Here is a 13,871-nt window from a genome sequence, read left to right as displayed (position 1 = left end):
TCATAATTATAGATATTTAATAATGAAAGTAATATTAGCGAAACATCATGGCTTTTGCTATGGCGTAAAAAGAGCAGTAAAAATAGCACAAGATAGTGTTAGTTTAGAAGGAAAAGCGTATACGTTAGGACCAATTATCCATAATCCTCAAATGGTTGAAAAATTAGCGAATGAAGGAGTAGGAATGGTTCACTCCCTTGATGATATAAGACAAGGAACTGTTATTGTTCGCTCGCATGGTGTAGGACCAAAGGTTTATGAACAAGCTGAGGAGAAGGGGCTAACTTTAGTAGATGCAACTTGTCCACATGTAAAAAAGGCACAGATGGCGGCATATGAGTTGTCGGAAGCAGGCTATCAGGTGATTATTGTTGGTGAAAAATCACATCCGGAAGTGAAAAGTATTTTTGAGTGGTCTAAAAATCGAGCTATTATTATTGAACATGAAGCCGAGTTAAATGATATAGTTTTTTTTAATAAGGTTGGGGTTGTGGCACAAACTACTTTTTCAGGCGAAGAATTTCAGAAAATAGTGAATTCTTTAATTGAAAGAGTAGAAAATGTAAAAGTTGAGCGTACAATTTGTAATGCTACTGAAAAGAGGCAAGAGGCTGCAATGGAGTTAGCTAATCAAGTCGATATGATGATTGTTATTGGAGGAAAAAATAGTGCGAACACTACAAGATTAGCAGAACTTTGTTTGAAAAAAAACAAACATACGTATCATATAGAAACAGTAAATGAAATAAATGATAATTGGTTTAATAAAGGCATAAATACAATAGGAATAACAGCTGGAGCATCAACACCAGATTGGTTGATAGAGGAGGTTTATCATAAAATGAATCAAATGGAAAACTTTTTAGGTGACGATTTAAAGGAAATACAACAAGGTGATATTGTACAAGGCAAAATAATTAGTATATATAATAATGAAGTATTTGTTGATATTGGCTATAAATCAGAAGGGATTATACCAATCAATGAATTAGCATTTCCACAACCGGAAAATATTGAAGATATCATAAAAATAGGCGATAAAATTGATGTATTTGTAGTAGAGGTTGATGGAAAAAATGGATTGGTTTTATCAAAGATTAGAGCAGATAAGGTTGTTGCATGGGATAAAATAAAAGATGCTATGTTAAATAAAACCGTGTTAGAGTTGAAAGTTTTAGAAGCAGTGAAAGCGGGATTAGTTTTATCTGTTTTTGGGCTTAGAGGATTTGTCCCAGCATCGCAAATTGATTTGCATTATATTGAAGATTTGACTCAATATGTAGGAAATGCATACAGCTTTATTATAATTGAAGTTGATAAAGATAAACAAAAAGTTATTTTATCTAGACGTTCTTTATTAGAAATTGAGAAAGCAAAAAAGGAAAATGAGCTTTTCGATTCTTTAGCTATAAATCAGATTCTTGAGGGTTCTGTAAAACGCTTTGTAAAATATGGTGCTTTTATTGATATTGGTGGATTTGATGGATTGCTTCATATTTCGGATATGGCTTGGCATCGGGTAAAAGATCCAGCGGAAATTATGAGTATTGGTGATATCGTAAAAGTAATGGTTACAAAAATAGACAAAGAAGCAAGAAGGATATCTTTAAGTTTAAAAGATATAGTTAGAGATCCTTGGCTTGATAAAGTTGATTTAATTAAAGAAGGTATGATTGTTCAAGGAAAGGTTACTAAATTAATGGATTTTGGAGCTTTTGTCAAATTTAATGGAGCTTTGGAAGGTTTAGTTCGTTTAAATGAATTGACTGAGAAACGTATACATAAAGCAGAAGAAGTCGTTAATATTGGAGATGATTTGAAGGTAAAAGTAATCCAAATTGATAGAAAAAATAAGCGGATAGGATTAAGTTTATTACAAGTGAAACAAGATGCTGAGCGGGAAGAGTTTAAAAAATATATTCAACATCAAGAGGCTGTAAATGATACATTAGGAGATAAATTTGGGCATCTTTTCAAAAATTTTTCTGATTAATAAAAAATTATTATTTAATTCAAAAACATGGCTTTCTAAGTCATGTTTTTGAATTTTGTGGACGAAAATGGGCAATATATTCTTAATCCATTCTTAAATTAAGAGGTGATAAGAATATGAATTTTCCAATAGGTATGATTGCTTTACTAGTTATTGGAGTTTTAATTTATTTTGGTGTTGCGCAACGGCTTTTAGATAGAATGCGATTAAATGATCGACAAGCGGTTATTTTTATCATTCTGATGATCATGGGGAGCTTTTTAGAATTTCCACTTTTTCAAGGCGGGAGAATTCAAGTTTCTGTAAATGTAGGTGGGGCAGTATTGCCATTTTTATTGTCGGTATGGTTAATTTTTACTTCTGATCGTGGGATTGAAAAGATTCGTGCAATTGGTGCATCAATTATGGTTGCTTTATTTATTTTTTTAGGATCTAAATATTTTCCGTTTGAACCAGAAACCATGTTTATGGACCCTAAAATTATTTATGGAGTTGGTGCTGGTTTAATTGCGTATTTAATCGGAAGATCGAGACGAAGTGCTTTTATTGGTGGGGTTTTAGGTGTGATTTTAAGTGATGTTGTACACTTAATTACGTTATTAAGAAATAATATTGTTGGTACAAGCGCATTAGGTGGAGCAGGAGCTTTTGATGTCACAATTATTGCAGGTTTAATTGCTGTAATGACTGCTGAGCTAGTGGGAGAAACAAGAGAAAAATTACAAGGTGGACACAGGGCTAATAACCGGATTCATAAAATCCAACCGATGTATGAGTTTAGTGATGAACTAACTGAATTAGAGCAAAAAGAAAAAGCTGACGTTGTATCTATTGACCAAAAACGAAAAACTTCTTCAAAGTTAAAAGAGCAAGGGAGAAGGAATAATGAAAATGATTAAATATAAAAATATTATGCTTTTAACGGTTTTGCTTCTTTTAGTTACAGTAGATGTAAAAGCGGAAAATATGTATTATAACATGGTGGACGATAGTGGGAAAATCGTTTATACAACTGGATGGAAAGTTCGTATTGGTGATGAATTTATTACCGAAGATAATAATAGATATCAAATTACATCTATTCAAGGACAAATTGCATATGTGAAATTATTGGAAAAGAAAGATGTTGCAAAATTAAGTCATTTTTTTGTTTCAAATTTTGCTGGTTTACTAGAATTGCAGCGTGTTTATGCGCAAGATAATAAAAAAATTGCGATTTACCATACGCATAATGATGAAGCTTATGTTCCTAGTGATGGGACAGAAAGTTCAGATAGTGGGAATGGAGGGATTATCAAGGTAGGAAATGTATTTTCAGATGCTTTAGCTAAGGAAGGATTAGAGCCTATACATGTGGATACAAATCATGTACCGCATGATGATATGGCATATGAAAGATCCAGGCGCACAGTCGTTCAATTATTAAAGCAAAGTCCGGCAGCGATTTTTGACATTCATCGTGATGCTACACCACCGGAAGCATATCAGGCGAATATCAATGGCGAGGATATAACAAAAATACAATTGGTTGTAGGAAAATATGGACCAACAGGGAAGCAAATTGAAGAATATGCACTTCAAATGAAGGCAGCCTCTGATGAACAATATCCTGGATTAGTTAAAGGAATCTTTTTTGCTAAAGGTGGAGATTACAATCAAGATTTACATCCTAAATCTATGTTGCTTGAAGTTGGCTCTCATACCAATAATCGTGAAGCAGCTGAACGTGGGATTGCTATGTTTGCTGCAGTTGTTCCAAGTGTAATTGGTGTAACTTCAGCTAATAATAGTAATATTGAAGGGAAAAGTGGCGTTGGAACACCAGAAGCAGGAATATCAGGTTCAGTTAAATCTATTGGTTGGATTATTTTATTTTTTGTTATAGGTACGGCGGTGTTCTTATTTTTAAGTACTGGTAGTATGAGAGAAGCTAAAGGTAAACTGAGTAATTTTCGCAGAAAAGAATTTGCAAACTTTTGGGGAAAGAAATATAATAAAGATAAGGAAAAATAGCAGAATATAAATTTTCTATGCTAGGAGTGTTATTTTACTCCTAGCATAGTTTTATGAAGTAGGTATGAGGTGGAAAAATGAGTCATTACGGTGTTATTGCCGGAATACATAAAGAGAGTTTAGCTGAAGAATTGGGTTTGGAAATTGGGGATAGGATTCTTAGTGTAAATGGACAGGAGTTAATGGATATTATAGATTTAAGTTTTGCATTTGCGGAAGAAGAAATAGAGCTTTTGATTGAAAAAGCAAATGGTGAGCAAGAACTTATTGAATTTGATAAAGAATATGATGAAGAATTGGGCGTAGAATTCGAAAGTGCTGTTTTTGATAATATTCGACGCTGTGGAAATAAATGTTGGTTTTGCTTTGTTGATCAAATTGCTCCTAATATGCGAGACAGTTTGTCGATTAAAGACGATGACTATAGAATGTCTTTTCTATATGGAAATTTTGTTACGTTAACTAATATTCGCGAAATGGATTTACAAAGAATTAAACAATTGCATCTTTCTCCATTATTTATTTCTGTTCATACAACAAATGGACAATTAAGAGCTCGGATGCTTAATAATAAGCGAGCGGCGAATATCATAGAGCAGCTTGAGTACTTAGTTAAAAATGATATTCAAATTCATACCCAAATTGTTTTGTGTCCGGGAATTAATGATGGTGAGATATTAGATCAAACCATTCATGATTTAATTAACATGGGAGAAAATGTTTTATCCTTGGCTATTGTTCCTGTAGGCTTAACAAAGTATCGGGAAAGTTGTTATTCGTTAACAGGTTTTTCAATGGAGCAAGCAGGGAAGATAATTGAGCAAGTTGAAAAATGGCAGCTGATTGCACGGAAGAAGTTTGGAAAAAATTTTGTTTACTTAGGAGACGAATTTTATTTTTTAGCTAATCAAGATATTCCAGATGCTGATTATTATGATGATTTTCCGCAACTTGAGAATGGTATTGGACTTACGAGAGATTTTATTGAGGAATGGAATGCTTGCCAAGATAAGGATTGCAATGCGTATGAAGAGCCGATATACTTAGATATTGTGTGTGGCAAATCCGCCGAAAAAATATTATCGATATTATTACGTGAGTTAGAGATAAAAAATTTGTTTATTAGAGTTATTCCTATTGAAAATAAATTTTTTGGTGAAAATATTACTGTTACGGGTCTTTTAACAGGACAAGATATTATCCAGCAATTAAAATTCCTATCTGGAAAGCGTGACGGAATCATTATTCCTGGTGTTTCTTTGCGAAAAGGAGAAAATATATTTTTGGATGATTATCATATTAGTGATATTGAAAAAGAATTAGGGGCAAAAGTTCAAATTGCACATGATGCAGTAGATTTAAATCGTTTGTTAAAAATGTGGAATAATTTTAAGGAAGAAAATGAAACTGAAGACATGAATTATACTTGGCAGGGAAATTGTGCATATACAAAAAATAATTGATAAAGATGAGGGATGAGAATGAGTAAACCAATAGTCGCAATTGTAGGACGACCGAATGTTGGTAAATCTACATTGTTTAATCAAATTGGGAAAAAGAGGGTATCTATTGTTGAAGACATACCTGGAGTCACACGTGATCGTATTTATTTAGATGCAGAATGGTTAAATACTGAGTTTACAATGATTGATACTGGTGGGATTGAGCTTGAAACAACAGATCATATCTTAACGTCTATGCGCCATCAAGCGAATTTAGCAATTGAAGAAGCTGACGTTGTTGTATTTGTTGTAGATGCAAAGACAGGGATGACAGCAGCCGATGAGGAGGTTGCACATATTTTACGTACAAGTAAGAAACCAGTCTTGCTTGCTGTAAATAAGGTGGATAGTCCAAATAAAGAAAATGAAATTTATGAATTTTATAATTTAGGATTGGGCGATCCCATTCCTATATCCGCATCTAATGCATTAAATTTAGGAGATTTATTAGATCAAGTAGTTGAAAATTTTCCAAAGGATGCAGTGGATGAGAAGGAAGCTGATGAAATTAGCATTGCAGTAATTGGAAGACCTAATGTAGGCAAATCTTCGCTTGTAAATGCTTTACTTGGGCAAGAACGTGTCATCGTGAGCAATATTCCAGGGACAACTCGAGATGCGATTGACACTCATTTTGTCAAAGATGATACGAAATTTATTTTAATTGATACAGCTGGGATGCGTCGTAAGGCTAAAATTGATTTACCGATAGAACGATATAGTGTTATGCGTTCACTTCGTGCAGTAGATCGCTCTGATGTTGTTTTGATGGTCATTAATGCTGATGAAGGGATAACTGAGCAAGATAAAAAAATTGCTGGTTATGCGCATGAGGCTGGAAAAGGTATAGTTATTGTAGTTAATAAATGGGATTTAGTAGAAAAGGATGATAAAACTTCATTGCGTTTTACGGAAGATTTGCGGGATGAGATAGGCTTTATGCAATATGCGCCAGTTCTATATACTTCTGCATTAACTAAACAAAGAGTACATCGTGTGACTGATTTAGTGAAATATGTAGCAGAACAACAAGCGATGCGTATTCAAACAAGTGTTTTGAATCAAGTGATTACAGACGCAACGGCGATTAATCCGCCACCATCGCATAAAGGGAAAAGATTAAAAATATATTTTACAACACAGGCAGATATTAAGCCTCCTACGTTTATTTTCTTTGTAAATGAACCTGAAATCATGCACTTTTCTTATTTAAGATTTTTAGAAAATAAGTTAAGGGAAAGTTTTGGTTTTGAAGGAACACCATTAAAATTAATTGTACGTGGAAGAAAAGAAGAGGAAGTTTAATTTTGAATAAAGGACGATACGTATGGAAATGTTTCTTATTGCACCGATTGCATATTTGATAGGTTCAATTCCAAGCGGTTTGATTCTTGGAAAGCTTTTTTGGAACACTGACTTGAGAAAGTTCGGTAGTAAAAATATTGGGGCAACGAATGCATATCGAACGTTAGGAATATATCCTGCAATAATAATTTTTGTTGCTGATTTTGTAAAAGGTATTTTAGGTGTTTTGCTTGGAATTTATTTTTTAAACACACCTATAGCGATGATTATTGGTGGGATCGCAGTAATTATCGGACATAATTGGTCGCTATTTTTACGTTTTTCTGGGGGGAAAGGTGTAGCAACAGGACTTGGTGTTATTGCGATATTGATGCCTATAGTGACATTGGCTATATTTATTGTTTGGGTTCTAATTGTGGTTTTTACAAAGTATGTATCTTTAGCTTCAATTGTTGCTGCAGGATTAGTTCCTATTCTTGCTTATTTTTGGATTGGTCAAATAGAGTACATAATTTTTAGCGCATTAGCAGCCGGATTTGTTATATATCGGCATAAATCGAATATTATTCGTTTATTGAAAGGGACGGAAGTAAAAATTAAGGCTGGGAATAAATAAAATATTAAAGATAAAAAAACTGAATTCATATATGGATTCAGTTTTTTTATCTTTAATATTTTGTAATATATTGGACGTAGTGTCATATATTATTAGTGATTAATGCACTTATTTTTTGAAAGGAGTGGATTTTTAGGCGATAGCTCATTTGATTAATTTTAGGGAGGTTTCGTTTATGGAGAAATTTGATTTGTTTAGAGATATCGCTGAGCGTACTGGCGGTGATATTTATATTGGGGTAGTAGGTCCAGTACGTACAGGAAAATCAACTTTTATTAAAAAATTTATGGAAACACTTATATTGCCTAATATTATTGATCCATATGAGCAAGAAAGAGCAAAAGATGAATTACCACAAAGTGCAGCTGGAAAAACTATTATGACGACAGAGCCTAAATTTATTCCAAATGAAGCAGTAGAAATTAATATAAAAGAAAATGTTTCGGTCCGAGTACGCATGGTTGATTGCGTAGGATATACTGTAGAAGGAGCTTTAGGATATGCAGAACAAGATGAACCAAGGATGGTATTAACTCCTTGGTTTGAGGAAGAAATTCCGTTTCAAGAAGCTGCGGAAATTGGAACGAAGAAAGTAATAACAGAGCATTCAACGATTGGCTTGGTGATAAGCACAGATGGAACAGTAACTGATTTACCTAGGCAACAATATCTTGCGGCAGAAGAACGTGTAATTAATGAATTGAAAGAGCTAGAAAAACCTTTTTTAGTAATTATAAACACGAATAAGCCATTAGCGACTGATACACAGGAACTTGTGTTGTCGTTAGAGGAAAAATATAATGTTCCAGTGATTCCAGTAGATTGTGCAAAATTAAATAGTGATGATATTTATGCAATTTTACAAGAAGTTTTATATGAATTCCCTGTGAAAGAAGTAAATGTTTCATTGCCAAAATGGATTGATGAATTAATGGAAGATTATTGGCTAAAACGAAATTTTACTGGGATTGTTGAAGGTGTGGTACAAGATATTCATAGATTGCGTGATATTGATACAGCTATAGATTCTCTGAATGAATCTGAATTTGTTTCTGAAGTAGTTTTGCAGGATATGGATTTAGGATGTGGAGTAGCAACAATTGAAGTGATGACACGTGGCGATTTATTCTATCAAGTTATTGAAGAATTAACAGGATTTACAATTAGTGGTGAACATCATTTGCTAAGAATTATGCAAGACTTGTCTGTTGCAAAACGCGAGTATGATAAGTTATCAGATGCGTTAGAAATGGTAAAAGAAAAAGGATATGCTGTTGTTGCACCACAGGTGGATGAAATGGTGCTGGAAGAACCAGAAATTATTCGAACAGGCAGTAAGTTTGGGGTAAGATTAAAAGCTACTGCGCCATCATTGCATATTATAAGAACGGATGTACAGGCAGAAATTGCGCCTATTTTAGGTACTGAAAAACAAAGTGAAGAATTGATTCAATATCTGATGAAAGAATTTGAAGGAGAGCCAGAAAGAATTTGGCGTACAAATTTATTTGGTAAGTCGTTAAATTCTTTAGTTCGTGAAGGAATTCAAAATAAATTATCTTGTATGCCTGAAAATGCACAAAATAAATTAAGAGATGCACTAACACGTATTGTAAATGATGGAAGCGGCGGTCTAATTTGTATTATTTTTTAAAAAAAAAGTCAGTCTTGTAAAAGCAAGCTGACTTTTTTTATATACTCTTGTAATTATCAATCTATTAGTGTTATAATGTCTTTTGTATATAGATTATTATCCATTACAAGAGTACGGAGGTTCTTTCATGCATAAACAACAATCAGGATTCTTTTTGGTAAGAGAGGAAATCTTGCCAGAAGCAATAAAAAAAACAATTCGAGTAAAGGAAATGTTAAAACGCGGTGAAGCAAGAACGATTAATGAAGCTGTTGAAAAAATGGAATTAAGTCGCAGTGCTTATTATAAATATAAGGATTTTGTATTTCCGTTCTATGAGGCAAGTCGAGATAAAATAGTTACTTTAACATTATTATTAGACCATAAACAAGGCGTATTATCAAGAGTATTGAACACAATATCTGCAGACTCAGGGAGTGTGTTAACTATTAATCAAGGAATTCCACTACAAGGGGTTGCAAATGCGACAGTATCAATAGAAACAGCAGATTTGGCAGTAGATTTAGAGGCTTTGTTAGATAAGCTAAGAATGGTAGAGGGAGTAAAAAGATTAGAAGTATTAGGACAAGCTTAGATAAGATGGAAAGGGTAAAAGTATGAATAAAAAGATTAAGATAGGACTATTAGGTTCTGGCACAGTTGGAACGGGTGTTATTAAGGTATTATTAGAAAATGTTCATGAAATTACACAGAAAATTGGTAGAGAAGTTGCTATAACAAAAGTTCTAGTGCGTGACTTAAACAAAAAACGTAAAATTCCTTCTACATGTACAATTATAGATGATTTTGAAGAAATTATAAATGATGATAGTATTGATATTGTAGTCGAAGTCATGGGCGGTGAGAATCCAGCGAAAGAATATATGTTACGGGCATTAGAAGCTGGAAAGCATGTAGTAACAGCAAATAAAGATGTCGTTGCAAAGTATGGAAAATTAATGTTTGAGGCAGCAGAAAAGCATAAGGTGGATTTCATGTTTGAGGCTAGTGTTGGCGGTGGTATTCCAATTATAACACCTTTAAAGCAGTGCTTAACAGCAAATAAAATCCTTGAAGTTATGGGGATTGTCAATGGTACGACAAACTATATGCTGACTAAAATGACAAATGAAAAATTGGATTATCATACTGTACTTACTGAAGCACAAGCAAAAGGTTATGCTGAATCTGATCCTATTGCTGATGTTGGTGGATTAGATGCTGCCAGGAAAATTGCGATTTTGTCTTCTATCGCATTTAATACTAGAGTTCATTTAGATGATGTTTATGTGGAGGGAATTACAGCGATTACTCCAGAAGATATTGAATATGCACGTGAGCTTGGTTATGTAATAAAATTATTGGCAATTGCAAAAGATGTACCTGCGTATGGCATCGATGTTAGAGTTCATCCTGCATTGGTACCGAATACGCATCCATTAGCATCGGTGAATGATGTATTTAATGCAATTTTCGTAAAAGGAAATGCTGTAGGCGAGACGATGTTTTATGGGCGTGGGGCTGGCGAAGGGCCAACAGCTAGTGCTGTTGTTGCTGATATTGTTGATATTTCTCGCAATATTGTTCACAAAACAAGTGGAAAAATTAGTTGTACTTGTTTTGAAGATAAAATGATTTGCCCAGTAAAAAAGTCGATTTCTGCTTATTATGTACGTTTATTAGTAAAAGATGAACCAGGGGTTTTAGCAACAATTGCAGGGGCCTTTGGAAATAATCAAGTAAGTTTAAATTCTGTCATTCAAAAACGTCGTGTAAACGGTTGTGCTGAAATTGTATTAATTACACATGAAGTAGCGCAAGAACATCTTGCAAAGGCTTCGGCTATAATTAAAAATTTAAAAGATGTTACAGAGATTCGTAATATTATAAGGGTTGAGGCGCAGCGCAAATAGGTTTCAATAACGGGGGAGAAAAAATGCTGAAATCAGTAAAAATTAAAGTTCCAGGAACTTCAGCAAACTGTGGGCCAGGTTTTGATTCTATAGGAATTGCTTGTACAATTTATAATGAATTAGAATTGACCTTGAATAACAGTGGAAAATTAACAATAGAAATTGATGGAGAAGGTAAAAATAATATTCCGTGTGATGAACGCAATGTTGTTTGGAAATCTATTCAATATTTATTAAGAAAAGCGGAAAAAAAATATAATGGTGGAATAATCAAAATGTCTAATGGAATTCCGCTAGCACGTGGATTAGGAAGTAGCGCGGCTGCTATTGTATCTGGATTAATGGCGGCTAATGTAGTTATTGACAGCCCATTTAATAAGCAAGAGATATTTCAGATGGCAACGGATATAGAAGGGCATCCGGACAATGTTGCTCCAGCTATTTTTGGCGGCATTACGTTAAGTATTGATCAAGATCATATTGCACAATGCTTATCTTTTATGCCACCAAAAGGAATTAAATTAGTCGTAGCTATTCCTAGCTTTAATTTATCGACTAAAATGGCAAGAAGAGTCCTGCCTAATATGGTTCCATTACAAGATGCGGTTTTTAATGTTAGCCGTACGGCGCTATTAGTAGGTGCGCTGTGTAAAGGCGAATATCAACACTTGAGAAATGCCCTAGGGGATAAATTACATCAACCATATCGCCTAGGTTTGATCCCTGGAATGGAAGATGTATTTAACAAAGCCTTAAAAAATGGTGCATTAGGTGTTGCTTTAAGTGGGGCAGGTCCTTGCTTGATTGCATTTACAACTGAAAAAATGAATGAAATAGGCGAAGCGATGGTAAGTGCTTTTAGATCAAATGATGTTGATGCAAAATATGTTATTTTAGATATTGACTCACAAGGAGTACAGGCTACGGAAATTTAAACATGCATAAATAAGAATGACAGTTTCATCTGTTATTCTTATTTTTTTTTTTGAATAAATTGCGAGTTAGCTCATAATTTTATATAGATAGAGGAGGTATTATCGTGTGGAGTATTGGCGGGATATTCCTTTTACTTATATATGGAATTTGGTTGCGTAGCTACAAATATAGAAAAAAAGTAGAAGTTGAGCCTGTATCATCTCCATTGTCATTAGCAATACAAGATTTAATAGGAACAGCAGGCGGGATTTATTTGGCAATTACGCTGTTAATTTCTTTTTTAAAAATTGTTATTCCTGATAAAATTATAATTTTTGCAATAGAGGTCGAACCCATTGCACTAATTTCTATACTTTTAGCAGTATTTCAACCGGTTATTGAAAGAATAATAAGGTGGGTGAGGTTATGAGATTAAGTGAGCTTAGGGGAAAAGAAATTGTCGATATTAACGATGGGATAAAGATTGGAGTTTTGGATGAATGTGAATTGGTATTTGATGATACAAGTGGAAGTATTCATTCTATATTGATTCCCAATAGAAATGCATTATCGCATTTCATTGGAAGCAATCGTGCAATATCAATTCCTTGGGAATCAGTACAGAAAATTAGCAATGAACTAATTATTATAAATAGTTATAAATATAAAGACAATTCAGAATGAGTTTAAATAAGTCTGTTTAATTGAATTTTATGGGGGAATTAATATGGATAACTTTATTTGTGATGAAATTGTTGAGAAGTATAAAAAATATATTAACCCATCGTTGCCTAAATTGTTATATTTTATGAATATTTTAAAAGTTGAAGATAAATCAGATGGATTATACATATACGATATAAACAATAAGCCATATATAGATTGTTTAGGAGGGTATGGAGTTTTTAATTTTGGACATCGCAACTCATTTATAATTGATGAAGTAAAAAAGCAATTGGATCTCATGCCTATGGGGAGCAAAGTTTTTCTAAATCGACCTTTGGCAGAATTTTCAAATTTACTAGCGGAAATCTTGCCGGGGGATATAAAATATAGTTTTGTGGTAAATAGTGGAGCCGAAGCAGTGGAAGGGGCTTTGAAATTAGCTAAACTTTATACGGGTAAAAGTAAAATTATTGCCATGCTGAATGGGTTTCATGGGAAGACTTTAGGTGCGTTAAGTGCTACCGGAAGAGAGTTATATAGAGATCCATTTAAGCCATTACTTCAAGACTTTTTTCATGTTCCATTTAATGATATAGAATCTTTATGTAAAATTGTTGACAAAGATACAGCTGCAATTATTGTGGAACCAATACAAGGGGAAGGTGGAATTATAGTTCCTGATACCGGATATTTGAATAAAGTAAAGCAACTATGTGAAGAATATAATTGTCTACTAATTTGTGATGAAATTCAAACCGGAATGGGGCGCACGGGTAAATTTTTTGCGGTGAATTATGATGAAGTAGTACCGGATATTATTCTTACAGCTAAAGCCCTTGGCGGTGGGATAATGCCAATTGGAGCTTTTTCGTCTACAAAAGAAATATGGAATTCTTTTATAGAGAGTCCTTTTTTGCATACTTCGACTTTTGGAGGAAATCCTTTAGCTTGTAGTGCAGGAATTGCAACTATTACCTTTATGCAACGTGAATATGAAAATTTAATGGTTGGTAAAAAAGGGAAATATTTCATTAGCCAATTAGAACAATTAAAATCTACTTATCCACATTTAATAAAAGAAATTCGTGGGCGTGGTTTGATGATTGGAGTTGAGTTGATTAAGGAGGAAATAGGTGGATTAACCATTGCTGAACTTATAAAACGCGGTGTTTTAGTTGCATATACGCTAAATAACCCAAAGGTAATTCGATTAGAGCCGCCATTTATTATTACGGAGAAAGAAATTGATCAAGTGATTAACATTTTTGCAGAAGCATTTCAAAGTATTGAAAAATTTATGGAATAAATATATTTA

The 13,871-nt window shown here is 33.6% G+C and carries 13 protein-coding genes; all 13 read left to right on the top strand.

Annotation, left to right across the window (positions count from 1 at the left end; translation table 11 throughout):
- Positions 1-22: 22 nt before the first annotated feature.
- A complete protein-coding gene (locus ACWZFG_RS06565) occupies positions 23-1,993 on the top strand; it encodes a bifunctional 4-hydroxy-3-methylbut-2-enyl diphosphate reductase/30S ribosomal protein S1 (protein ID WP_455577273.1) in 1,971 nt (656 codons plus the stop codon).
- A gap of 116 nt (positions 1,994-2,109) precedes the next feature.
- Positions 2,110-2,892, top strand: a complete 783-nt coding sequence (locus ACWZFG_RS06560) for a DUF1614 domain-containing protein (protein ID WP_147668927.1) — start codon at positions 2,110-2,112, stop codon at positions 2,890-2,892.
- Positions 2,879-4,006, top strand: coding sequence for a stage II sporulation protein P (spoIIP, locus tag ACWZFG_RS06555; protein ID WP_455577272.1), 1,128 nt, complete (start codon positions 2,879-2,881; stop codon positions 4,004-4,006). Before ACWZFG_RS06560 ends, spoIIP begins: the two co-directional genes overlap by 14 nt.
- A 77-nt stretch (positions 4,007-4,083) precedes the next feature.
- Positions 4,084-5,469, top strand: coding sequence for a DUF512 domain-containing protein (locus tag ACWZFG_RS06550; protein ID WP_455577271.1), 1,386 nt, complete (start codon positions 4,084-4,086; stop codon positions 5,467-5,469).
- Between the two features lie 18 nt (positions 5,470-5,487).
- Positions 5,488-6,813: a ribosome biogenesis GTPase Der gene (gene der, locus ACWZFG_RS06545; protein WP_177504087.1), complete on the top strand. Its 1,326-nt coding sequence runs from the start codon at positions 5,488-5,490 to the stop codon at positions 6,811-6,813.
- Positions 6,814-6,835: 22 nt separating this feature from the next.
- A complete protein-coding gene (gene plsY / locus ACWZFG_RS06540) occupies positions 6,836-7,429 on the top strand; it encodes a glycerol-3-phosphate 1-O-acyltransferase PlsY (RefSeq protein ID WP_177504085.1) in 594 nt (197 codons plus the stop codon).
- Between the two features lie 175 nt (positions 7,430-7,604).
- Positions 7,605-9,083, top strand: coding sequence for a stage IV sporulation protein A (gene spoIVA, locus ACWZFG_RS06535; protein ID WP_455577270.1), 1,479 nt, complete (start codon positions 7,605-7,607; stop codon positions 9,081-9,083).
- A 127-nt stretch (positions 9,084-9,210) separates the two neighbouring features.
- The gene (locus ACWZFG_RS06530) at positions 9,211-9,657 is read left to right on the top strand and encodes an ACT domain-containing protein (protein ID WP_147668908.1); all 447 of its coding nucleotides are present in this window, start codon (positions 9,211-9,213) and stop codon (positions 9,655-9,657) included.
- A gap of 22 nt (positions 9,658-9,679) precedes the next feature.
- Positions 9,680-10,975: a homoserine dehydrogenase gene (locus ACWZFG_RS06525; RefSeq protein WP_177504081.1), complete on the top strand. Its 1,296-nt coding sequence runs from the start codon at positions 9,680-9,682 to the stop codon at positions 10,973-10,975.
- Between the two features lie 23 nt (positions 10,976-10,998).
- Entirely contained in the window at positions 10,999-11,910 is a 912-nt protein-coding gene (gene thrB, locus ACWZFG_RS06520) for a homoserine kinase (RefSeq protein WP_177504079.1), read from the top strand.
- A gap of 104 nt (positions 11,911-12,014) precedes the next feature.
- Positions 12,015-12,320, top strand: a complete 306-nt coding sequence (locus ACWZFG_RS06515; RefSeq protein ID WP_147668899.1) for a hypothetical protein — start codon at positions 12,015-12,017, stop codon at positions 12,318-12,320.
- Positions 12,317-12,574 (top strand): YlmC/YmxH family sporulation protein, encoded by a 258-nt coding sequence (locus tag ACWZFG_RS06510; RefSeq protein ID WP_147668897.1) that lies wholly within the window; start codon positions 12,317-12,319, stop codon positions 12,572-12,574. Before ACWZFG_RS06515 ends, ACWZFG_RS06510 begins: the two co-directional genes overlap by 4 nt.
- Positions 12,575-12,617: 43 nt before the next feature.
- Complete coding sequence (locus ACWZFG_RS06505; protein WP_177504077.1) at positions 12,618-13,862, top strand: aspartate aminotransferase family protein; 1,245 nt, start codon at positions 12,618-12,620, stop codon at positions 13,860-13,862.
- Positions 13,863-13,871: the final 9 nt, after the last annotated feature.

Source organism: Anaerosinus sp. (assembly GCF_965318445.1).
The sequence above is the reverse complement of the archived record's forward strand: the minus strand, read 5'-3'. Positions and strand labels throughout refer to the sequence as shown.